The organism is Paracoccaceae bacterium, assembly GCA_033344815.1.
Lineage (GTDB): Bacteria > Pseudomonadota > Alphaproteobacteria > Rhodobacterales > Rhodobacteraceae > Roseobacter.
In genome coordinates, this window is the sequence record JAWPMR010000001.1 from 400,447 (window position 1) to 422,093 (window position 21,647).

General features: G+C 55.9%; 22 protein-coding genes and 1 tRNA gene. 13 read left to right on the plus strand and 10 right to left on the minus strand.

The window, feature by feature from the left end; genetic code table 11:
* Positions 1–47: 47 nt before the first annotated feature.
* From R8G34_01935 to R8G34_01955, 5 genes are all read right to left on the minus strand, one after another.
* Positions 48–1,154: an NUDIX domain-containing protein gene (locus R8G34_01935; protein ID MDW3221640.1), complete on the minus strand. Its 1,107-nt coding sequence runs from the start codon at positions 1,152–1,154 to the stop codon at positions 48–50.
* A 16-nt stretch (positions 1,155–1,170) separates the two neighbouring features.
* On the minus strand, positions 1,171–1,611 hold the full coding sequence (locus R8G34_01940; protein ID MDW3221641.1) for a TrgA family protein: 441 nt from the start codon (positions 1,609–1,611) through the stop codon (positions 1,171–1,173).
* A 26-nt stretch (positions 1,612–1,637) separates the two neighbouring features.
* Complete coding sequence (locus R8G34_01945) at positions 1,638–2,846, minus strand: cyclopropane-fatty-acyl-phospholipid synthase family protein (protein MDW3221642.1); 1,209 nt, start codon at positions 2,844–2,846, stop codon at positions 1,638–1,640.
* A gap of 73 nt (positions 2,847–2,919) precedes the next feature.
* Positions 2,920–4,338 (minus strand): deoxyribodipyrimidine photo-lyase, encoded by a 1,419-nt coding sequence (locus tag R8G34_01950; protein ID MDW3221643.1) that lies wholly within the window; start codon positions 4,336–4,338, stop codon positions 2,920–2,922.
* A 68-nt stretch (positions 4,339–4,406) separates the two neighbouring features.
* Positions 4,407–5,630, minus strand: coding sequence for an aminotransferase class V-fold PLP-dependent enzyme (locus R8G34_01955; GenBank protein MDW3221644.1), 1,224 nt, complete (start codon positions 5,628–5,630; stop codon positions 4,407–4,409).
* Between the two features lie 376 nt (positions 5,631–6,006).
* Here R8G34_01955 and R8G34_01960 point away from each other — a divergent pair, with 376 nt between their 5' ends.
* The 3 genes from R8G34_01960 (at position 6,007) to R8G34_01970 (ending at position 10,026) form a co-directional block, all read left to right on the plus strand.
* Positions 6,007–6,822 (plus strand): alpha/beta hydrolase, encoded by an 816-nt coding sequence (locus R8G34_01960; GenBank protein MDW3221645.1) that lies wholly within the window; start codon positions 6,007–6,009, stop codon positions 6,820–6,822.
* Between the two features lie 123 nt (positions 6,823–6,945).
* Positions 6,946–9,363, plus strand: a complete 2,418-nt coding sequence (locus tag R8G34_01965; protein ID MDW3221646.1) for an FAD-dependent oxidoreductase — start codon at positions 6,946–6,948, stop codon at positions 9,361–9,363.
* 42 nt (positions 9,364–9,405) lie between these two features.
* Positions 9,406–10,026 carry a nucleotidyltransferase family protein gene (locus R8G34_01970; GenBank protein ID MDW3221647.1) on the plus strand — a complete coding sequence of 207 codons (621 nt, stop codon included), beginning with the start codon at positions 9,406–9,408 and terminating at the stop codon, positions 10,024–10,026.
* A gap of 295 nt (positions 10,027–10,321) precedes the next feature.
* Here the strand turns inward: R8G34_01970 and R8G34_01975 are convergent.
* A tRNA-Leu gene (locus tag R8G34_01975) sits at positions 10,322–10,405 on the minus strand.
* A gap of 184 nt (positions 10,406–10,589) precedes the next feature.
* Between R8G34_01975 and R8G34_01980 the strand changes: the two genes are divergently transcribed.
* The gene (locus tag R8G34_01980; protein MDW3221648.1) at positions 10,590–11,204 is read left to right on the plus strand and encodes an exopolysaccharide biosynthesis protein; all 615 of its coding nucleotides are present in this window, start codon (positions 10,590–10,592) and stop codon (positions 11,202–11,204) included.
* On the plus strand, positions 11,201–11,656 hold the full coding sequence (locus tag R8G34_01985) for a disulfide bond formation protein B (protein ID MDW3221649.1): 456 nt from the start codon (positions 11,201–11,203) through the stop codon (positions 11,654–11,656). Before R8G34_01980 ends, R8G34_01985 begins: the two co-directional genes overlap by 4 nt.
* On the opposite strand, the gene R8G34_01990 is transcribed toward R8G34_01985, so the two are convergent.
* Complete coding sequence (locus R8G34_01990) at positions 11,653–12,078, minus strand: Lrp/AsnC family transcriptional regulator (protein MDW3221650.1); 426 nt, start codon at positions 12,076–12,078, stop codon at positions 11,653–11,655. The two genes, R8G34_01985 and R8G34_01990, sit on opposite strands and share 4 nt — an antisense overlap.
* 109 nt (positions 12,079–12,187) lie before the next feature.
* On the opposite strand from R8G34_01990, the gene rocF reads away from it, so the two are divergent.
* Positions 12,188–13,108, plus strand: coding sequence for an arginase (rocF, locus tag R8G34_01995; protein MDW3221651.1), 921 nt, complete (start codon positions 12,188–12,190; stop codon positions 13,106–13,108).
* Positions 13,109–13,196: 88 nt separating this feature from the next.
* On the plus strand, positions 13,197–14,246 hold the full coding sequence (locus R8G34_02000) for an ornithine cyclodeaminase (GenBank protein ID MDW3221652.1): 1,050 nt from the start codon (positions 13,197–13,199) through the stop codon (positions 14,244–14,246).
* 81 nt (positions 14,247–14,327) lie between these two features.
* Here R8G34_02000 and R8G34_02005 read toward each other — a convergent pair whose 3' ends face one another.
* Together R8G34_02005 and dksA are read right to left on the minus strand one after the other, a co-directional pair.
* Positions 14,328–15,482, minus strand: a complete 1,155-nt coding sequence (locus R8G34_02005; protein ID MDW3221653.1) for an FAD-dependent monooxygenase — start codon at positions 15,480–15,482, stop codon at positions 14,328–14,330.
* A gap of 78 nt (positions 15,483–15,560) precedes the next feature.
* Positions 15,561–15,983 carry an RNA polymerase-binding protein DksA gene (gene dksA, locus R8G34_02010; protein MDW3221654.1) on the minus strand — a complete coding sequence of 141 codons (423 nt, stop codon included), beginning with the start codon at positions 15,981–15,983 and terminating at the stop codon, positions 15,561–15,563.
* Between the two features lie 170 nt (positions 15,984–16,153).
* Here dksA and R8G34_02015 point away from each other — a divergent pair, with 170 nt between their 5' ends.
* The 6 genes from R8G34_02015 (at position 16,154) to R8G34_02040 (ending at position 21,094) form a co-directional block, all read left to right on the plus strand.
* Positions 16,154–16,993, plus strand: a complete 840-nt coding sequence (locus R8G34_02015) for a MoxR family ATPase (GenBank protein MDW3221655.1) — start codon at positions 16,154–16,156, stop codon at positions 16,991–16,993.
* 93 nt (positions 16,994–17,086) lie between these two features.
* Positions 17,087–17,542 (plus strand): GNAT family N-acetyltransferase, encoded by a 456-nt coding sequence (locus R8G34_02020; GenBank protein ID MDW3221656.1) that lies wholly within the window; start codon positions 17,087–17,089, stop codon positions 17,540–17,542.
* On the plus strand, positions 17,539–18,903 hold the full coding sequence (locus R8G34_02025; protein ID MDW3221657.1) for a DUF2927 domain-containing protein: 1,365 nt from the start codon (positions 17,539–17,541) through the stop codon (positions 18,901–18,903). Before R8G34_02020 ends, R8G34_02025 begins: the two co-directional genes overlap by 4 nt.
* A gap of 50 nt (positions 18,904–18,953) precedes the next feature.
* Positions 18,954–19,121, plus strand: coding sequence for an apolipoprotein acyltransferase (locus tag R8G34_02030; GenBank protein ID MDW3221658.1), 168 nt, complete (start codon positions 18,954–18,956; stop codon positions 19,119–19,121).
* 11 nt (positions 19,122–19,132) lie between these two features.
* Entirely contained in the window at positions 19,133–20,320 is a 1,188-nt protein-coding gene (locus tag R8G34_02035) for a VWA domain-containing protein (protein MDW3221659.1), read from the plus strand.
* Positions 20,321–20,404: 84 nt separating this feature from the next.
* Entirely contained in the window at positions 20,405–21,094 is a 690-nt protein-coding gene (locus R8G34_02040) for a M48 family metallopeptidase (protein ID MDW3221660.1), read from the plus strand.
* Positions 21,095–21,098: 4 nt separating this feature from the next.
* Here the strand turns inward: R8G34_02040 and R8G34_02045 are convergent, their stop codons facing one another.
* A complete protein-coding gene (locus R8G34_02045) occupies positions 21,099–21,644 on the minus strand; it encodes a PIN domain-containing protein (protein ID MDW3221661.1) in 546 nt (181 codons plus the stop codon).
* Positions 21,645–21,647 lie beyond the last annotated feature (3 nt).

Sequence of the window (21,647 nt, forward strand, 5' to 3'; positions counted from 1 at the left end):
CCCCAATTTATTACTTCGTTGAAACCTATCCCCGCGCAGGCGTGACCTCAAGAGGAAGCGCGTAGTCGATCACGATGACGTGCCAACCAATAGGCAATTAGAACCAAAGGCGCATTGACGATCCGCTGCGTGTCACATTGTGCCATCAGCGTGTCAAAATCCATCACATGCGATCGGATATCTTCCTCTTCTGCATCCAGACCACCAACCCCGCCGGCATCATCAGGAAGATCGGCGATTCCCACATAAGTGTAGTGAAATTCCGTCGAATTCCCCGGCGAGCTGTAGGTCTCTCCGACGGCATGCAGGGCACCAATACTGACACCGGTTTCCTCAATGGCCTCGCGGCGCACCGCCTCCTGTGGAGTCTCTCCCGGATCAAGGCGGCCTGCAATGGGTTCCAACTGCCACAAGGCTGCATCCCCCCGCGCCAGAGGGCCCAGACGCATCTGCTCGATCACCAGAACACGGTCCCGAACCGGATCATATGGTAGGACATGTGCCGCATCCGCCGCCACGAACACCGCACGCATCAGCTGCGGCGTCATGGAACCGTCAAACCGTTCATGGCTCAGATCAAATTCGTCCAATGCAAAATACTCAGCGTACATCCGGCGCCGTTCGGTGATATCCACCCTGCCCCGAAACCTGTCCTGCGCAGAGCCGCCCTGCGCGGCGTTCAAAGTGGACCAGGCCCGCGCCCGGATCATGGGAAACATTTGAGCGATATCTTCGGGCGGTTTCTGCCCCATATATCCCATCACTTCGTCTGCGGCGAGAACGCTTAACGGTCCCCAGTCTTCAGCCCACAACGCGAGGGACCATGCGCCATTTGCCGTCCAGAGATCCTGCTGCGCCATGTATACCCGTGCCGCACGTCCATCTGCGAGGACGACATCCCTGAGAACATAGCCAAAGGCGCCTTCGTAATAGTCCAGCCGTGCCAGTTCGGCATCTGTTACCCCTTCAGCGAGCAGACCCGGAGCGGTTGTGCCTTGTTTCGCGACAAGCGTCGGAAACGGACCTTCAAGGACAGCCTGAACGCTGTAATCCGCCAACTCTGCAGGGCTTAACCTGATGTGGGAACAATCGCCAGCAACGGCATCAAAAAGCGCGCGGTGCTGCATCGTGCCGAAAAAAAAGAGTGATGTCATACCGCGTCTTAGCGCGTCAACGCCAGGTCCGCCATGCGTATTCGGTGGCAAGTCCGGACAAAATGCCACCCATGATCAGGGACATGACCACCAAGGGGTTGAGCATGACCAGACCGTATTCTGCCATGAACTTGAAAATCGCCAGTAATGCATCAAAAGCACCATCATACCAATTCGCCATCGCCCGGTCGAACATCTGATAGCTGGCATGCAAAAACAGGCACCACAAGATCAACATCAAAACCCCGCCGAAGCCGTTGTTGATGGCCGCTGTGAGCCCGCGCCCGGCCCGTTTACCCATCACTGTCCAGCCGACGAAAACGCCAATAAAGGCGTTCACATAAGCGAAAAGGCCGAAACCGGTGCTTTCAGGCATCAAGGGGATGATCTGATGGGAGACGATAAATCCGACGATACAGATGCAAATGGCGGCAATCAGCCGGGCTGCTGTTGGCATCTGATCTATCCTTTCAATATGCGCCCCTATCCAGGCCGCTTGATGGTGATTTGCGTGACATCGCAATTCGAGCTTTCGAACGTTGATGCACAGGACGTCAGGTAGAAATTCCACATTCGACGAAAGCGTTCATCGAACCCCAAAGTGCTGACCTGATCCCATTTGGCGTTGAATGTATCGTGCCATCGGCGCAAAGTTATGGAATAACTGTGGCCAAATTCGACAGAACGCTCGATGCTCAGGCCGGCTTTTTTGACCTGATCGCGCAAAGCCGAAGGGCTTGGCAGCATCCCACCGGGAAAAATGTATTTCTGGATGAAATCGACGCCGCGCTGGTACACATGCCAACGCCTGTCCGCCACGGTGATAATCTGGAGCGTCGCACTTTTCCCAGGTTTCAACCGTTCCCGAACCACATTGAAATATGTCGGCCAGTACTTTTCGCCCACGGCTTCGAACATTTCGATGCTGGCGATGCCATCATAGGTCCCGGTTTCATCCCGGTAGTCTTGTAGCTTGAAGTCTACCTGATCTGAAAGTCCTGCACTTTCAATACGTTCCCGAGCATATTTAATCTGCTCCTCGGAAATGGTCAGCCCGGTAACACGCAGGCCTCTTTCCTTGGCGGCATATTCGGCAAAACCGCCCCAACCACAGCCAATTTCAAGAATGTGATCCCCCGGCTGGGCCCCCATTTCATCCACCATTGATTTATATTTTTCGATCTGGGCTTTCTCTGTGCTTTCCTGCCCGGTGCGGAACATGGCCGAGGAATAGGTCATCGTGTCATCCAGCCAGAGCCCATAGAAATCATTTCCCAGATCGTAATGAAAACTGATGTTCTTGCGTGCCTGATTTCTGTGATTGCGCTGCAGCCAGAACCGAAATCGTTCAAAATTGCGCAAAATGGCCATGCCGGGGAAGCCATCATAGATGTCCTCATTGTCTGCATGCACCAGGTCCATGAAGGCCTGCAAATCGGGTGTTGACCACCATCCATCCAGATAACCATCACAAAATCCCAGATCGCCTTCGCGGATCAGGCGGGCAAAGAGATCGTCATTGTGGATCTCGATCTCGGCGACCGGCCCGGGGTACTTGCCCTCCGCGCGGAACCGCCGCCCGTCCGGAACTACAAAATCAACGCGGCCGTTGTTCATCTTCTGCGCCATGGCGAACACATGCGTGAAGTATCGCGGCAGATTGTGTTGGCCATCAGTGGTGGTCAGGATCATGTGGTTTCCGTCTGTTGTAGTGGTCGGGCGTTACACCGATTTTAAAGCATGCGCAAAGGGGCGATCAAGGGTTTCAAAAGCCTTTGTTTCCATAGGCTTCAAGGGCGATTTTACGTCCCTCATCCGCAGCCACTACCGGAGCGGGAATTTTGTCATCGGGGGACATGTTCCAGCGGCGTGGAATGGCCTCAAAAAAGGCAAGCGCATCTTCGCTGGGCTTTGACCGTCCTTCTGCAATCCAGCGGGTGGTATAGTCGCGGTTTTTGTCAAATTTATCGAGTTGCGTCACGGGATTGAACACCCGGAAGTAAGGTGTGGCATCGGGACCGGACCCGGCAGACCACTGCCATCCCATGGCATTGCTGGCGGGATCCCAGTCAATCAGGCAGTCCTCAAACCAGTCCCTGCCGATTTTCCAATGCGTCAGCAGGTGTTTCGTCAGGTAACTGGCCACGATCATGCGGCCCCTATTGTGCATTATTCCAGTCACATAAAGTTCGCGCATGGCCGCATCGACGAATTGAATTCCTGTACGTCCTTGCATCCACGCCCTGACTTCCGGCGCGTCTGGATCGGTGCGCCACGGAAACGCATCCCAGGCCTCCTTCCAGTTGCCGCTCAGCAAACGCGGGGTGTGATGCATCAAGTGGTAGGCAAACTCGCGCCAGACCAGCTCCTTGAGAAAGGTCTCCGCACCCTTCTTGCCCTCTTGGCGCGCCCGCACGCCCGCGTGCCAGCATTGATGCGGACTGATCTCGCCAAGGCTGAGGTTCTGCGACAGACCAGACGTCCCGTCGACCCCCGGTAAATCGCGGGTGGTGTCATACCCCTCGACTATTTGCGCGATAAACGCGCCCAGACGTGATTGTGCCGCCTTCTCGCCCAACCGAACGTGGGGCCGCACTATTTCCGCACCCCGGTTCATGGCTTTGCCCATTTCCCAAGCGGCCAATTCCTCACTCGATGGCCATTGAGATGGCGCGGGAATGTCACCGGGGGTGGGCAAAGGTGCATCGACCTCACGCGTTTTCACCATATTCCAAAACGGTGTGTAAACTTTGTAGAACCCGCCGGTTTTAGTTTCTACGGTCCAAGGCTCGAACATCAAATGCCCGCCAAAGGATTTTGCCTCGATTCCCTGCTCTTTGAGCGCGGATTTGATTTCGGTGTCGCGCGTGACCGCGTCCGGATCATAGAGCCGAGACCAGTAAACAGATGTCGCCCCGGTCTCGGAGATCAGCGCGCGCAGAGTTTCCAGCGCATTGCCGCGGCGCAACGTCAGCCGGCTCCCCTTACTGGAAAGACTGCTCGCAAAATCCTCCAACCCAAGACCAAGCCGCCATTTCGGAGCAGACCCCAGTTTAGACACCGCGTCGTCATGGATGAAAATCGGAACAATGGGTCGGCCCGTCGCACATGCAGCGTGCAACGCGGGATGATCACTCAGTCGCAGATCACGACGGAACCAGACAAGTATCGGAGATGTGCCCACGCCGCAAAGCCTTCACGTTTCTTTAATACACTTACGTAAATCGATCCTTTTTGGATCAAGTCAACCGATTAAAGAACATGATCAAGTGCTTCTAATAACTTATCGATTTCTTCCTTCGAGGTGTAATGGGTGAAGCTTAGCCGCAAAACGCCCAAACCCTCATCCACCCCCATCGCCTTCAGCGCGCGACCCGCATAGAAATCGCCGCCCCCTGCCATAACACCATGCGCAGAGAGTTCGGCGGCCACCTCTTCAGCATTCCGATTGAGGGCCAGCGTGACCGTAGGTGCGCGATTTTGAGGATCAGACGGGCCAATGAGACGCACAGAATTGCGCGCTTTGACAGCTTCCAGTACAGGCGCCAGAAGAGCCTGTTCGTGGGCCCGCATCAGATCATGTACCGCGCTACCGCGCTCCCTTGGTAACATCTCCTCCGCAAAATGATGTGCAAATAGCGCGTCGACATAGTCCGCCATCCCGGCGCAGGCCGCTACCTGCGCGTGATCCGGACCGGCAGGCGTGAACCGTTTATAAAGCGTATCCGCGTTGAAGTGATGCCCCTGATTGGGCAACAGGTTCCCCAATGTGCGCCGCATGATCATAACGCCCTGATGCGGCCCATAGGTTTTATAAGCAGAAAAAAGATAGATATCTGGTCCCATCGCGCCCAGATTTGGAAATCCATGTGGCGCATAGGAGACGCCATCAACACAGGTGAACGCCCCGGCTGCGTGCGACAATGCGGTGATTTCCACAACCGGATTGATCTCCCCCACCACGTTTGAGCAATGCGGAAAACATACAAGGCGGACTTTTTCATCCAGAATTTCTTCGAGGTCTTCGGGATTGAGGTGACCAGTATCTGGATCGACTTGCCACTCCCGGATCTCGATGCCGCGCTCGGACAGCCGCCGCCAGGGGCCGGAGTTGGCTTCATGATCCTGATTTGTGACGATGATCGCCTCGCCCGGCGCCATCATTTCCGCAAAGGCCTGCGCCAGCACATAAGTGTTTTGAGTGGTTGAGGGTCCAAAGCTCACTTCATCCGCGTCGACACCCAAAATCGCCGCCATACGCTGCCGGGCTTCGTCCATCTCGGCACCCCCCAAACGGCTCGCCGCGTAAGGTGCATAGGGTTGAACTTTACGTTCTCTGTAAAACCGCGTGAGCCGGTCAATCACCTGCGCGCAAGCATAAGACCCGCCCGCGTTCTCAAAAAATGCCTGATCTTTCAAAGAAGGCACATCAAATGCGGGGAACTGGCGCCGCACAAATTCTAAATCCAAATTCATGGTGGCAACGTCTCTTGCGCGGCTTGTCAGGTCAAGCACTCAATGCATACGGACGTCGGATGGACCACTCGTCTTTTTCAAGATATTGGGGTCGCGCTGAAGATCAGCTTTCACTATCTGGCTTTTAATGGTCGCGCACTGCAGAAATGCGCGCGCGCAGATGACCGGCGATTTCAAAACCTAAGACACCTTTGGCCGATCGTTTTCTGCACCGGTCACACTTGCGCGCGTTGTTATGTCCACAGGCGGTACGAAACGTTTTTCGTATACGAAGCCAAATCGTTGGAGATAAAAGTCATGTGTTTGCCCAACACATATTTGCTTGCCCGGCTCGTGAGATTTAAGAAGGCTACCAAAAACCAATAGGACTTCAAACATGCCAACATGGCAGTTATCCGAGACATATCAGACTTCAGCCGGGCGAGTTTCGGCGGGAAAAGCAGGCCAGGGCCCTGCTTTGGTGCTGGCACATGGATGGCCCTGGTCTTCCTATTCCTGGCATCGCATTATTCCTGAGCTTTCAAAAACCCATACGGTTCATTGGTATGATATGCCCGGGTACGGGCAGTCTGAAAAGAGCGCCGATCACCGGACGTCCCTGGACGTTCAAGGCGGCGTCTTTGCTGAGATGCTAACCCATTGGGGGCTGGTGCGGCCCTGTGTTCTCGCCCATGACTTTGGCGGCGCCACAACACTGCGGGCGCATTTGCTGCATGGCTGCGAGTTTGAACGTTACGCCTTGATGAACGTCGTGGCGATGCGGCCTTGGGGGTCCGAATTTTTTGATCATGTCGGACGACATGTCGATGCCTTCGAGGGCCTGCCGCCTCATATCCATCGCGCGATTGTGTCGGCCTATATCAAGGGGGCTCTGATCAATGACATCGCGCAGGATGATTTTGACGCGCTTGCGGCACCTTGGTTGACCACAAAGGGCGCGAAGAGTTTTTACCGACAATTCGCTCAGGCGGATGAAAAATATACGGCCGAGGTGGAACCTCTGTTTGCGAACATAAGATGCCCGGTTAAAATTGTTTGGGGTCAGGATGATCCGTGGATTCCGATTGAAAGGGGCCGTGCTCTGCATGATATGATCGGTCAGGACCAGTTTGAGGCTCTGCAAGGCGTTGGGCATCTGCCGCAACTGGAAGCGCCCGAGCGGGTTTTGAAGGCCTTGGACGGATTTTTCTGACACCATCCTCCCAATCCTCAAAACCCCGGTATCGGCATCTGGAAACGTCAAGTTCTGTCGCTCCTGAGCCAGCCGACTCCGCTGAAAACGAGACAGTGAGGCCAGGAAACACTGGAGGACCCCATGCAGACCACCACGCGCGTTGCCATTATCGGCGGAGGCGTTGTTGGCGCGTCTGTCCTTTATCATCTGACCAAATTGGGGTGGTCGGATGTGATGCTGCTGGAACGCTCCGAACTCACGTCTGGGTCTACATGGCATGCGGCGGGCGGGTTCCATACATTGAACGGCGACACGAATATGGCCGCCCTTCAGGGCTACACCATTCGCCTATATAAGGAGCTGGAAGAGATTACCGGCATGTCCTGCGGATTGCACCATGTGGGGGGTGTGACGCTGGCGGACAATCAGGACCGCTTCGATATGTTGCTGGCGGAGCGTGCCAAGCACCGTTTCATGGGGCTGGAAACTGAAATTGTCGGCCCGGAAGAAATCCGCAAAATCGCACCCGTCACCAACATCGACGGCATTATCGGCGCGCTTTACGATCCGCTGGATGGGCATCTGGACCCGTCTGGCACAACCCATGCCTATGCCAAGGCCGCCCGGATGGGTGGGGCGACAATCGAAACCCATTGCATGGTGCGTGAAACCAATCAGCGCCCCGATGGCACCTGGGATGTTGTAACGGACAAAGGCTCGATTCACGCCGAACATGTGGTCAACGCGGGGGGTCTCTGGGCTCGCGAGGTAGGTGCGATGGCGGGCGTCTATTTCCCGCTGCATCCGATGGAGCATCAGTACATCGTGACAGAAGACGTGCCGATGATCGTCGACATGTTGGCAGATGGCAAAGAGCATCCGCATGTGATGGACCCTGCGGGTGAGAGCTATTTGCGTCAGGAAGGGCGTGGCCTGTGCATCGGGTTTTACGAACAACCCTGTCGGCCTTGGGCCGTGGATGGCACCTCTTGGGACTTTGGTCAGGATCTGCTGCCCAATGATTTCGACAAGATCGAGGACAGCATTACGTTTGCCTACAATCGTTTTCCTGATCTGGCGCGCGCGGGCGTCAAGAATGTGATCCACGGGCCTTTTACCTTTGCCCCTGATGGCAATCCGCTGGTCGGACCGGTACCGGGCATGCGCAATTACTGGTCGGCCTGCGGCGTTATGGCCGGGTTCAGTCAGGGCGGCGGCGTCGGTTTGATGCTGGCGCAGTGGATGATCGAGGGTGAAACGGAACGCGACACCATGGCCATGGATGTGGCGCGTTTCGGGGATTGGATCACCCCGGGTTACACGCTGCCCAAGGTGATTGAAAACTACCAGAAACGCTTTTCGGTGGCCTATCCGAACGAGGAGCTCCCTGCTGCCCGCCCCCATCGCACCACGCCGATGTATGACATTTTTACACAAATGGGCGCGGTCTGGGGCCAGCAGTTCGGCCTGGAAGTGCCGAATTACTTCGCGCGCAGCGATGAACCCACATATGAAACACCGTCGTTTCGCCGCTCGGATGCATTTGCGGCAACCGCGCGTGAAGTCAAAGCGGTGCGCGCGGGCGTCGGCATCAACGAGTTGCAGAATTTTGGCAAATACCGTGTGTCGGGCCCAAAAGCACGGGCATGGCTGGATCGGATCATGGCCGGGCGGGTCCCACAACCGGGGAGATTATCCCTGACACCAATGCTATCACCCAAGGGCAAGCTCATCGGTGATTTTACGATGTCTTGTCTGGCGGAAGATCACTTCCAGCTCACAGCTTCCTATGGCAGCCAGGCGTTCCATTTCCGGTGGTTCCAGCAACATCAGGAAGAGGGCGTAAGTCTCTGTAATATCAGTGATCAACGCACGGGATTTCAGATCGCAGGCCCGCGCGCCCGCGATGTATTGACCGCCTGCTCACGCGATGATGTGAGCGACATGAAGTTTCTGGATGTACGACGCATGACTGTCGGCAGTGCGGACTGCATCGTGCAACGGGTCAGCTACACAGGCGATCTGGGGTTCGAGATCTACTGTGATCCAATGGACCAACGCAGTCTTTGGCATACGCTTTGGGGGGCGGGTCAAACCCACGGCATGACACCCTTTGGCATGCGCGCGATGATGTCCCTGCGGCTCGATAAATCCTTCGGCAGTTGGATGTCAGAATTTTCGCCGGATTATACAGCGGCCGAAACCGGGCTGGACCGTTTCATTCACTTCAAGAAAAACACCGATTTCATCGGACGCGCAGCGGCGGAACAGGAACGTGCAACAGGAGCCGCCCGCCAACTCGTCACATTTGAGGTCGATGCAGAAGACGCCGATGTTCAAGGGTATGAGCCGATCTGGCTAGACGGCACAGTGGTCGGATTTTGCACATCGGGCGGTTATTCACACCATGCCGGAAAATCCATCGCCATGGGATTTTTACCCAAGGATCGCATCGCAGAAACCCCTGATGTACAAATCGAAATACTCGGCAAGATGCGTGACGCATTTGTGATTGCCCAACCCCTCTTTGATCTGGATGGTGCGCGCATGCGTGGATGAGTATCGCTGTCCTTCTCGCTTGGATTGCGTTACATCGGGAGCATGAAACAGCAAGCGCCTTCGGATCTTCCAATCATCGTGCTTGCCGCCGGGCAATCGCAGCGCATGCGGGGCGTCGATAAGCTCCTGGAGGAGGTCGATGGCAGACCCCTTTTGCGCAGACAGGCAAATTTGGCCTGCAATGTCACGACCGGGCCGGTTCTGGCCGCCCTGCCCCCGTCGCCGCATCCGCGATATCAATGTCTGGATGCTCTCGGCGTCAACCGGATCCCGGTTCCCAATGCTTCAGAAGGCATGAATGCGACGATACGTACGGCCATTCGTGCGCTTCCCCCGGATGCGCCCGGGGTCATGGTGTTGCTTGGGGACTTACCTGAACTGACCGAAGATGATTTGAGAGCGGTGCTACAATCGGTGGACCTGACAAGTGAAACCCTGATCTGGCGCGGCGCGACGCAGGCCGATGAGCCCGGACACCCCATCGTTTTTTCCAAGGCGCTTTTCGATAGCTTGAGCTGCGTCAAAGGAGATTGCGGCGCGCAATCGGTGGTCCGGGCCGCGGGCGGGCGCGTGAAACTTGTGCGACTGCCGGATCGCAGGGCACGGATGGATCTTGACACACCAGAGGAGTGGGCCGCTTGGCGCGCCGCCCGAACCTCTTGAACTACGCTTCCAATGGTCCAGCCCTATCTTTTCCGCGCGATGCCACGTGTGCAACTTGCCGTATTCGTCTTTCAAGCGCGCCGCGTTTGATTGAAAATCGTCGCCTCGTTTGAGTGCAGTCGCTTGGCGGCGCTGACCACACCTCGGACAGGCCACTGGTCATGTGATTAAGGGGTAATTTTTATGGCAAGCGCAGTCTTGGCTAAAGCAGCGCCAAGAGATGAAATGCTTCTCTACATAACGAAAAAACCCGGCAGCCAACGTTCCAATCCATTGATCCACCGGGGTTTTACTATGGTACCCAAGGCCGGACTCGAACCGGCACGCCTCGCGGCGGGGGATTTTGAATCCCCTGCGTCTACCATTCCGCCACTTGGGCACTTTCGTGGTCATTACCCGAGCTTTCGGACGGCGTCCAGCCCAAAGAATCCTCCGTCAAAGCCGGACGTCGCTTCAATCGTCGCAAAGTCTTCACGGGCGCTGGCGCCGGTGTCTCCAATTTGGTAGGCGCTGGAAAAGCATTGGTTGACACAATTCTGTCCATAACTGCAGAGGATACGCGCATGACGGCTCATGCCATGAACGAAATAACGATTTCGGACCGTCTCAACCAACTGGCGGAAAACGCAGAAAGTGACACCGTGTCGCTGAATTGGATCCTCGGTCAGCTCCACGAGCGTGCTTTTGGCCTCTTTCTTCTAGTGCTTGCGCTGCCCTGTTGCATCCCGTTTCTGTACGGGATCCCACAGATCGTATCATTGCCTCTGATGTTTGTATCCGCGCAGATCCTCATGGGGCGCCAGACCCCGTGGCTGCCCGAGCGATTGGCCGTTCGAACCGTGTCGGCCGAAGGGCTGCAAAACCTGGCGCGCCGCGCGGGCCCTTGGCTGCGTCGGATCGAGTCTATCAGCAGTCCGCGACACTCCCAACTGACCCGCCCACCCTTGGACCGGATTGTTGGTCTGGCGTTGGTGCTCTTTAGTGCCTCAATTCTTGTGCCCCTTCCGGGCACCAACACAGTACCGGGCTTCGCTGTCGTTCTCGTTTCGATGGGCCTTTTGCAACGCGATGGTATTGTTGTGCTCCTTGGTATGATGCTCGGAACAGCATGGATCGCGTCGCTGATCTTTGCTGGCGCAACACTGGCCAGCTTGATGAAAAGTTGGATGGGCTTTTGACACGCGCACATCTGATCACTTTCGCCGCGCTTGGTTCTGCCGGATTGTTGGCAGGGGCATTCATGTTCCAAATGCTCGGCTACGCGCCGTGTCAGATGTGCATTTGGCAACGGTATCCGCATGTTGTTGCGGTCGCTCTTGGTCTTGTTGCCCTGCGACTTCGCAGCACTGCTGTCGTTGTTCTCGGGGCGATGGCAGCCTTTGCCAGCGGTGCGACCGGCGTGTTTCACGCTGGCGTCGAGCAAGGCTGGTGGCAGGGGCCGACAACCTGCTCCTCCGGTCCGGTAAGTGATCTGAGTGCCGAGGCGCTGTTGGATCAGATCCTGGCTGCACCGCTGGTGCGATGTGACGACATTGCATGGGAATTTATCGGGATCAGTATGGCAGGCTGGAACGCGATTCTGTCTTTCGCATTGGTTGCAGTCTGGATCATGGCCCTGAAACGCTCCTAAGAGGCCTTTCTTGTGCTCAACAGCAGACTTGTCTCGCTTGCAGTGATCCCGTCAAGCCTGCGCACCTGCGTCAGAACCCGGTCGAAATCCTCAAGCGTAGTGGTTCCGATTTCAACAATCACATCCCAGCGTCCGTTCGTGGAATAGACGCGACGCATTTCGGACATACCGCTCAACTGTCGAATAATCCTGTCCGTGCCCCTGCCCTCGATAGCGATCATCATCAATCCACGGACCGGGTCCGTTAAAACATCTTCCTTCATGACGACTGAAAACCCTAGGATGTCACCCCGCGCCTGTAACTTCGCCAACCGCGTACGCACAGTTGTGCGGGTCAGGCCAAGCTCCAAAGCCAGATCGGAAAGCGACGCACGGGCATTATGCCTCAGCGCGCTGACCAGCTTGCGATCCAATTCGTCCATTTTATTTATCCATATTGATCATTTAATCGTCATTATGAACAAAATACATGCTTGATGATACCTCGATATGATCAATACTTTGTCTCAACCCGACAAACCAGAGGTTTTCATGACACAACAGACTTGTATTCTCATCGGCGCTCCCATGGACAGTGGCAAGCGTCGCCGTGGCTGCTTGATGGGACCTGACGCATATCGGACCGCGGGTCTGGCGGACGCACTAATGGATCTGGGCCATGATGTTCAGGATCGCGGCAACGTTGTGCCGGCTACCTTTACGACCGCGCCTTCGAGCAAAATCCATGCCCTTGAAGAAACTGTCGCTTGGACAATCGCCCTGGCTGAGGCTGCACAGGCAGGTTTTCAAGACGGTCTGCCCATTTTCATGGGGGGCGATCATGCCTTGTCGCTTGGGACAGTCCTGGGCGCCATGCGCCATGCTGATGCGCAAAATCGCCCGTTGTTCGTTCTCTGGCTCGATGCCCACAGCGATTTTCACACCCCCATGACCACAGACAGCGGACACTTGCATGGAACACCGCTTGGGTATGTAACGGGCCGCCCGGATTTTGAAGGTTTTCCGCAGATCACATCCCCCTTGCCGCAAAGCAACATCGCCATCATGGGCCTGCGCTCTGTGGATCGCGCGGAACGCGAGGCTTTGCAGGAAACCACCATTCACCGTGTCGATATGCGGGAAATCGACGAGACCGGCATCGCAAAACCGCTGCACGCGTTTTTGAAGCGCGTGGCAGATGCAAACGGGTTGCTTCATGTGTCGCTGGATGTGGATTTTCTCGATCCGGCCGTTGCGCCTGCTGTTGGCACAACTGTGCCGGGAGGTGCCACGGTACGCGAAGGTCACCTGGTCATGGAGATGTTGCACGATTCTGGCCTGATGACGTCGCTCGACCTGGTTGAGCTCAATCCCTTTTTGGACGAGCGCGGCCGCACCGCTCAGGTGATGGTTGATCTGGCCGCCTCTGCTCTCGGGCGCCGCGTATTTGACCGCCCGACACAGGCCTACTGACCCCCAAAAGCCTGCGGATCCAGGTTTGCAAATCCGCTCTGCTGCATCACAACCCACACTCGACGTCGCTCGTAGAAGGACACCCGCCATGACCAATCCAACCCCGTCTGAAAAAGCCCTTGTGCCCTTTGTCTCCGTCGATCACATGATGCAATTGATCCATCATGTCGGCATCGAAGGAATGCTGAGCGGTCTCGCGGATTATATCGAGGCCGACTTCCGACGCTGGCAGCTTTTTGATAAGACGCCGCGCGTGGCCAGCCATTCCACAGAAGGCGTGATTGAATTGATGCCAACCTCAGACGGCGAAGTCTATGGGTTCAAATATGTGAACGGCCACCCCAAGAACACCGCCGAAGGATTGCAGACGGTCACTGCGTTTGGCCTGCTGGCGGATGTGGCGAATGGCTACCCGGTGTTGCTGTCTGAAATGACGCTGCTGACCGCGATGCGCACTGCGGCGACATCAGCCCTTGTCGCCCGCTTGCTGGCTCCCAAAGATGCGCGCGTGATGGCGATGATCGGAAACGGCGCGCAATCGGAGTTTCAAAGTCTCGCCATGAAAGCGATCTGCGGTGTGCGTGAAATTCGTCTTTACGATACCGACCCGCTGGCGACGCAAAAATGCGCCGCGAATCTGGCAGATAGCGGTTTGACAGTTACGGCTTGCACCAGCCCCCAAGAGGCAATTCTGGGCGCGCAAATCATCACGACCTGCACGGCGGACAAGCAATACGCTACGATCCTGACCGATAACATGATCGGCGCAGGTGTGCATATCAATGCGATTGGCGGTGACTGCCCGGGGAAAACTGAACTGGCACCTGCAATCCTGCATCGTTCCGATATTTTTGTGGAATACCCGGAACAGACGCGAATCGAGGGGGAAATCCAACAGCTCGCTGCGTCCCACCTGGTCACTGAGATCTGGGAAGTTCTGACGGAACAGGCGCCCGGACGCGTATCAGACAAACAAATCACACTTTTTGATTCAGTTGGTTTCGCAATCGAAGATTTTTCCGCGCTGCGTTATGTGCGCGATCAGCTGGCGACAACGCAGCTATTTCACCCACTGGATCTGCTGGCCGATCCGGATGATCCACGGGACCTTTTCGGAATGTTGCAACGGGCGAGTTAAACCACATCCGTCAATGCACACCGTTTTGGGCAAGCCCAAAACCAAAACATGTCGTGCGCGGCGACGCCGCGCGCCGCTGGATCAGGGGTTCTTCCCGGTGACGTCATGCCGGTAGATCCAATCAAACTGGCGCATCATGGCACCCGGTGCTGCACGACTGCCAAGAGACAGCCCAAGATGTGCGAGCCTGCGCATCGGCCCTTCCGGCAAATGGTACTTCCAAGCATTCTTGCTGGCGGCATCAATGACCTTTCGTGCGCGGTCCTTGCGCAATTTCTGATAGGTAACGGAATCCTTGCCGGACATCAGGCAATCCGCCAGCACCCACGCGTCTTCAAGCGCAAGATTCGCGCCCTGCGCCAGAAAAGGCAAAGTGGGGTGCGCCGCGTCGCCAAGCAAGGACACATTGCCCGCCTGCCATGTCTCAACGACGGGATGACGAAACAGACCCCAGAGCTTCACTTCGTTTACTTGCTCCAGAACAGAACGTATTGGGTCGCCAAAATCCGAAAAGGCCGCGCGTAGATTGTCAGGATCGTCCGCGTGATTCCACCCCCCGGATGCCCAGGCGGCGCGTTCCTGTACCGCCACGATGTTCATTAACTTGCCCGCATGGATGGGATAACTGACCAGATGTCGGCCTGGTCCCATGGTCACCCGCGCCTCAGGCAGCGCATCTTGGACTGGTATGGCCGCACGCCATGCCACCTGTCCGGTAAAACTTGCCTCAGGGCCCGGGGAAACCGCCTGCCTTCCGATTGAATGAATGCCATCTGCGCAAATCACCGCTTGCGCTTGTGCTGAGCTTCCGTCCTCAAAGGTCACAAGGGGCGCGTCACCGGGCGCAATGGCTGTTACTTTTCGGCCAAGTTTGAGCACCACACCGTGATCAAGCGCTGCCTGTGACAAAAGAGTGATCAGCGCGTGCCTGTGGACAAACAAGTAGCGCTGATCCTGCAAACGCGTCAGATCCAATCTTGCGACTTGGCGTCCCGACTTATAGTCAGCTAAAACAACGGCCTGCGCGGTAACTGCACCGGATCTCGCTAAACTCTCTTCCAGGCCCAGAGCATGCAAAACCGCTAAACCATTCGGGCTGACCTGCAATCCCGCACCGACCTCAGAAATCGTAGGGGCTTGCTCAAACACCTCCACTGCCACACCCTGACGCGCTAAAGCTGTGGCACAGGCCAAACCACCGATACCCGCGCCCGCGACAATCGCGTTTTTGATCATGACGTGCCTTTCAAAACAAAAAGCGCCGAAGCTTGTGCTTCGACGCTTTTAAACTTTTTTCACCGGTCTCGCTTGGGATCAATCGTCGCGGTGAACTTTCTCGCGGCGTTCATGGCGTTCCTGTGCCTCAAGGCTCATGGTCGCGATCGGACGCGCGTCAAGGCGTTTCAGTGAAATTGGCTCACCAGTCACCGCGCAATAGCCAAATTCACCCTCATCAATCCGGCGCAACGCACCATCGATTTTGCTCACCAGCTTACGCTGACGATCCCGGGTGCGCAATTCAAGCGAGCGATCTGTTTCCTCTGATGCGCGATCCGCAACATCGGGAATATTGCGGGTTCCATCCTGAAGCCCTTCAATCGTATCCTTGCTGCCCGCCAAAAGCTCGGACCGCCAGGTTAACAGCTTGCGGCGGAAATACTCAACTTGTCGTTCATTCATGAACGGTTCATTCTCGGCCGGGCGATAATCGTCCGGCAGAAACACTTCCTGCTTCATTTGCTTCCCTTCAACGTGGCTAACGTCTGTCATATGCATCTTGTCCTTAGGCCAAGCGCCCCCGATAGGGCACGCTCTACCCCACGTATTTACAATTGTCACTACACAAAGCAGAAGAATTCTGGCTAAAAGCGAAACAAGATTTTATCGCGCAAAGGGTTGACACAAGAATGAAATTCCAGGGAACCGCCAACTATATCGCGACGGATGATCTCACCATTGCGGTGAATGCCGCCGTCACGCTGGAACGTCCGCTTCTGGTCAAGGGAGAGCCGGGCACAGGCAAGACTGAATTGGCGCGCCAGGTCAGCCTCTCCCTCGATCTGCCTATGATTGAGTGGAACATAAAATCCACTACCCGCGCGCAGCAGGGTCTGTACGAATATGACGCGGTCAGCCGGTTGCGCGACAGCCAACTCGGCGAGGAACGCGTGCATGATGTGAAAAACTACATTCGCAAAGGCAAGCTGTGGGAAGCCTTTGAAGCGGATCAAAAGGTTGTTTTGCTGATCGATGAGATCGACAAGGCCGATATCGAATTTCCCAACGATTTGTTGCAGGAACTCGATAAGATGGAATTTTTTGTTTACGAAACCGGCGAGACCATCAAGGCGCGGCATCGGCCTGTCGTGATCATCACATCGAACAATGAAAAGGAATTGCCTGATGCGTTCCTGCGGCGCTGTTTCTTTCACTATATCCGGTTTCCTGAAATCGAGACGCTACGCCAGATTGTCGAAGTGCATTTCCCGGGTATCAAGGACGCGCTGCTCACCACCGCCTTGACCCAGTTCTACGACATCCGCGATCAGGCGGGACTGAAGAAGAAGCCTTCCACATCCGAGGTGCTCGATTGGTTGAAGCTTTTGCTGGCCGAAGACCTGAACGCAGAAGATCTGAAATCATCGGGCTCAAATGCGCTGCCAAAGCTTCATGGGGCATTGCTCAAGAACGAACAAGACGTGCATTTGTTTGAGCGACTGGCATTTTTGGCGCGCAGCGGACGTTAAATCGCGCGGCAAACTTGCTTTATTTCCCGTCTGGTATAGCCTTGCCCTGCGGCAACAAGACCGCGCACAAAAGCTTTAGGCAGGCAGAACAAAATGGCAGACCGTTTGAGTATCCTCGTGCGTCCCTTACGCACGTCCGACAAACCGCAATGGGCAGCAATGTGGCGCGCTTACCTTGAATACTATGAAACCGAGCGCCCTCAGGAAATCTTTGATCTCTATTTCAATAGGCTGATGGGCGATGATCCTCAGGATTACACCTGTCTGGTCGCAGAATTGGATGGGAAACTCGTCGGCCTGACGCATTACGTTTATCATCGACATGGCTGGTCCAAAGAAAACGTTTGTTACCTGCAAGACCTCTATGCGGACCCTGCCGTACGCGGCAAAGGCGTCGGGCGCGCATTGATCGAGGCCGTCTATGCGGCTGCGGACAAGGACGGCGCACCGGGGGTTTATTGGCTGACCCAGGATTTCAACGCAACCGCACGCAAACTTTATGATCGCATTGGCAAAAAGACGCCTTTCATCAAATACACGCGCCCATGAAAAATCGCGTTATATTGCCATTGCTTATGGTGTTGAACGCCTGTGTTCCCATCTCCGAGGGGGGCATGCCATCCCGCGCTGTGATTGCGGACAGCAGCCTACCTCCCATGAAAACCTTTGGGCGCGCCGAGATTTCCAGGCCGGCAATCGCCAACGCCGATTTAACGCGGGATTTCATTGAGCTTTCCTTTCAACTGGAAAGTGGTCGGGCCTTGCCCGTATTGACCCGGTTTGAGACCCCAATTTCGCTCCGCGTTACCGGTTCCCCACCGCCCTCGCTTTCCGCTGATCTGACCGCCTTGTTAGGTCGGCTGAGGGATGAGGCCGGCATTTCGATCAAGACGACCACCTCAGCGGACGCCAATATTACGATCCAATCCGTATCACGCGCCGACATACGCCGCGTATTGCCGCAAGCCGCCTGCTTCGTGGCCCCAAATGTCAGTTCTTTGAGCGAATACAGATCTGCCCGCCGTAGCCCGCGCACCAATTGGACAACCTTGCAAACGCGAAAAAAGCTGGCGATTTTCATTCCCAATGATGTCAGCCCGCAGGAAGTCCGCGATTGTTTGCACGAAGAAGTTGCGCAGGCGCTCGGGCCGCTTAATGATCTCTATCGACTGCCGAATTCCGTTTTTAATGATGACAACGTCCATACGGTCCTGACCAATTTTGACATGCTTATCTTACGTGCAACCTATGCGCCGGACCTCAAATCCGGCATGACGCGCGAAGAGGTCGCCGCCCGTCTGCCAGCCCTTTTTGCGCGCCTCAATCCCAGAGGCCAAACCGGGGCGACGCCGGCCCCCAGTCCAACACCACAAGCCTGGAGTGCCGCCATTCAAGCCGCGCTCGGACCCGGAACCAGCAGGTCAACACGCCGCAAGGCCGCGGATAACGCGCTTGCCATTGCCAAGGCACAGGGGTGGACCGACAATAGACGTGGCTTTGCACATTATGCCAAAGCGCGCGTGCTGCAGGCCTCCGATCCGGGTGCGGCCAAGCAAGAATACATATTGGCAGACCGGTTTTACGCTCAATCCCCAGATACAAGACTGCATCGCGCCTATGTGGCCACGCAACTTGCCGCCTATGAGATCGCAGACGGAAACGCGGCCCGCGCCCAGCAGATCGTTGGACCTTATATCGAAGTTGCCCGCAAATCGCAGAATGCCGCGCTGCTCGCTACCTTGCAATTGTTGCAGGCCGAAGCGCTCGCTTTGGGCGGGCAAGAGACACAAGCGCGATCCGTCAGACTGGACAGTCTGGGATGGGCGCGATACGGGTTTGGCGCTGATTGGGCAGTGCGGGCCAAACAACGCGAAATCTCCGCTCTGAACCCTGAATACGAACCGGCCTGACCTGGGTTTCCCAGAATAAAGAAGGCGTGGCAGGAAAAACGAGGGAACCGATGATTGTCATAGCAGCCGCCATTCTGGGTGCCATAATTGGCGGTATCACCGCTGCGCGGCGCAAGGGAAACCGCAAGGATATTGCCCAATATGCAGCAGGCTACGCGATGGCCTTTATCATTGTCGGCATGATCGTAACGGTGGTTGTGCATCGTATGATCGTGTAAGATCGTTTTCCATGTTTTTGCCGTTTTTTGGTGCTCTGCGAAAATCTGGACTGCCCGTGTCTTTGCGGGAATTCTTGTCGTTTCTGGAAGGGATGCAATTCGGTCTCGCAACCTATGATGTTGATGCGTTCTATTACCTGGCACGGGTGACGCTGGTGAAGGACGAGCGTAACATCGATAAATTCGACCGCGCTTTCGCCGCTGCCTTTTCGGGTCTGGAGAACATCACCGCACAAGACGTTCTGAACGCAGTAGAAGTCCCATCCGAGTGGCTCGACAAAATGGCTGAAAAACACCTGACGGCCGAAGAAAAAGCCGAGATTGAAGCTTTAGGTGGTTTTGATAAGTTGATGGAAACGCTCAAGAAACGCTTAGAGGAGCAAAAGGGTCGCCATCAAGGGGGTAACAAATGGATTGGTACCGCCGGGACATCTCCCTTTGGCGCTTATGGCTACAACCCCGAAGGCATCCGCATTGGCCAGGACGGCTCGCGCCATCAACGTGCCACCAAGGTCTGGGACAAACGTGAGTTCAAAAACCTCGACGACACGGTGGAGCTGGGGACACGCAACATCAAGGTAGCTCTCAAGCGCCTGCGCCGCTGGGCACGCGATGGAGCGAATGAAGAACTGGATCTGAATGGCACCATCCGTGCTACCGCAGAGCATGGATACCTGGATGTGAAAACGCGTCCGGAACGACGCAACGCGGTCAAGGTCTTGCTGTTTCTGGACGTTGGTGGGTCGATGGATGCCCATGTGAAAGTGGTGGAAGAACTTTTCTCGGCGGCGCGCGCCGAATTCAAACACATGGAATACTATTACTTCCACAATTGCCTATACGAAGGGGTTTGGCGCGATAATCGGCGCCGCTGGGATGCGCAGATCCCGACACATGAAGTGCTGCGCACTTATGGCACGGATTATAAATGTATCTTTGTGGGAGATGCGTCCATGTCGCCTTATGAGGTCGCTTATCCCGGTGGCGCGTCCGAACATTGGAACGCAGAAAGCGGTGCGACATGGCTCACGCGGGTGCGGGATCAATGGCCGTCAACGCTCTGGATCAATCCTGTGCCGGAAAATTACTGGCCCTACACCCAATCCATTGCGATGATCCAGGAGGTAATGGGTGCAGAAACGATGGTTCCCATGACGCTGGAGGGGCTTTCACGTGGCATCCGGTCACTTGCACGCTGACACTCCCGCTTCTTTTGGCCAAAATACTCCCGCCGGAGGCTCCCAAAACTTGCCACGCAGCCATTCCGGCCCCATATCAAGCCCATGATCAAAGTGACACCAATTCTGCTGGCCATCCTATACGGTCTGGCCATGTACCGGTTTTCCGCCTGGCGCACGGCCAAGGAACTGGACACGCGCTCTACGGAATTGGCCGATGCCAAGCTCAAGGCTCTGACAGACCGGATGGCAGCAGCACTTGAATTGCCCCGTATTCGCGTCAACATCTATGAAATTGACCCGGTGAATGGTCTTGCAGCTCCGGATGGGCGCATTTTCATTACGCGCGGATTTTACAATCGATTCCGATCCGGTGAGGTCACGGGGGAAGAAATGGCCAGCGTGATTGCCCATGAGATGGGACACGTGGCTTTGGGCCACTCCCGCCGGCGGATGATCGACTTTTCCGGCCAGAACGCGTTGCGCACCGCACTTGCCATGGTGTTGGGTCGTTTCATTCCGGGCGTTGGCGTTTGGATTGCAGGGATGCTGACGACCCTGCTTGCCGCCAGATTATCACGCTCGGATGAATATGAAGCGGATGCTTACGCGGCTGCCCTGCTGACCAAAGCTGGGATCGGCGTCGCCCCACAGATCAGCCTTTTTGAAAAGCTGGAGTCCCTGACCCAGCAAAACGGAGGCACGGCCCCTGCATGGTTGTTGAGCCATCCGAAAACCGATGAGCGCATTGCTGCGCTGCGCGCGCTTGAAGCGAAATGGGTGACACAGGATTAATCCGTCAAGTGCGGGTGAGCGCTTTAGCAAGACGCGGCAGGCGTGCCTTTTTCAACAAGGCACGCATTTCCCATTCAGCTCCTGACAGGCGCCGCGCTTCAGCCAAGACCCGATTTGCAACATCTGAAACAGCATCGGGGTTATCTGACCAGGCGCGGTGTAGAAACCCATCAGGTTCGATGCGATCCAGCCCTTCTTCGGCCAATATATTCTTGGGAAAGTCTTTTGCATTCAATGTCATGATCGCATCAGCTGAAGCCGATACAGCCACCGCAAGGACGTGAATGTCATTTTCATCCGGTAACCAAAGACGGGTTTCCACATGCGGCACAGGGCTGCTTTCCGCCTTGGTCCAGGCAGCACGTAACAATGCGATTTCGCTGCGCGCTTGAGCCTCACCGGTGGGGCCGAGTTTAATCGCTGCGCGCGCCCATTCCTCCAGGATGCGGGTGGACCAGACAGGTTCAAATATGCCCTGCTGCGCGACCCCCAAAATCATTTCACGCATGACCGTTGGATAAAGCACACAGGTGTCGATGACGATTTTCATGAA

Coding starts and splice junctions, on each gene's coding strand:
- R8G34_01935 (MDW3221640.1), bottom strand. CDS start 1,154: ATGACATCACTCTTTTTTTTCGGCACGATGCAGCACCGCGCGCTTTTT.
- R8G34_02015 (MDW3221655.1), top strand. CDS start 16,154: ATGAAATTCCAGGGAACCGCCAACTATATCGCGACGGATGATCTCACC.
- R8G34_02040 (MDW3221660.1), top strand. CDS start 20,405: ATGATCAAAGTGACACCAATTCTGCTGGCCATCCTATACGGTCTGGCC.
- R8G34_02020 (MDW3221656.1), top strand. CDS start 17,087: ATGGCAGACCGTTTGAGTATCCTCGTGCGTCCCTTACGCACGTCCGAC.
- R8G34_01955 (MDW3221644.1), bottom strand. CDS start 5,630: ATGAATTTGGATTTAGAATTTGTGCGGCGCCAGTTCCCCGCATTTGAT.
- R8G34_01980 (MDW3221648.1), top strand. CDS start 10,590: ATGACGGCTCATGCCATGAACGAAATAACGATTTCGGACCGTCTCAAC.
- R8G34_02030 (MDW3221658.1), top strand. CDS start 18,954: ATGATTGTCATAGCAGCCGCCATTCTGGGTGCCATAATTGGCGGTATC.
- R8G34_01945 (MDW3221642.1), bottom strand. CDS start 2,846: ATGATCCTGACCACCACTGATGGCCAACACAATCTGCCGCGATACTTC.
- R8G34_02000 (MDW3221652.1), top strand. CDS start 13,197: ATGACCAATCCAACCCCGTCTGAAAAAGCCCTTGTGCCCTTTGTCTCC.
- rocF (MDW3221651.1), top strand. CDS start 12,188: ATGACACAACAGACTTGTATTCTCATCGGCGCTCCCATGGACAGTGGC.
- R8G34_02045 (MDW3221661.1), bottom strand. CDS start 21,644: ATGAAAATCGTCATCGACACCTGTGTGCTTTATCCAACGGTCATGCGT.
- R8G34_01970 (MDW3221647.1), top strand. CDS start 9,406: ATGAAACAGCAAGCGCCTTCGGATCTTCCAATCATCGTGCTTGCCGCC.
- R8G34_01990 (MDW3221650.1), bottom strand. CDS start 12,078: ATGGACGAATTGGATCGCAAGCTGGTCAGCGCGCTGAGGCATAATGCC.
- dksA (MDW3221654.1), bottom strand. CDS start 15,983: ATGAAGCAGGAAGTGTTTCTGCCGGACGATTATCGCCCGGCCGAGAAT.
- R8G34_02025 (MDW3221657.1), top strand. CDS start 17,539: ATGAAAAATCGCGTTATATTGCCATTGCTTATGGTGTTGAACGCCTGT.
- R8G34_02005 (MDW3221653.1), bottom strand. CDS start 15,482: ATGATCAAAAACGCGATTGTCGCGGGCGCGGGTATCGGTGGTTTGGCC.
- R8G34_01940 (MDW3221641.1), bottom strand. CDS start 1,611: ATGCCAACAGCAGCCCGGCTGATTGCCGCCATTTGCATCTGTATCGTC.
- R8G34_02035 (MDW3221659.1), top strand. CDS start 19,133: ATGTTTTTGCCGTTTTTTGGTGCTCTGCGAAAATCTGGACTGCCCGTG.
- R8G34_01965 (MDW3221646.1), top strand. CDS start 6,946: ATGCAGACCACCACGCGCGTTGCCATTATCGGCGGAGGCGTTGTTGGC.
- R8G34_01960 (MDW3221645.1), top strand. CDS start 6,007: ATGCCAACATGGCAGTTATCCGAGACATATCAGACTTCAGCCGGGCGA.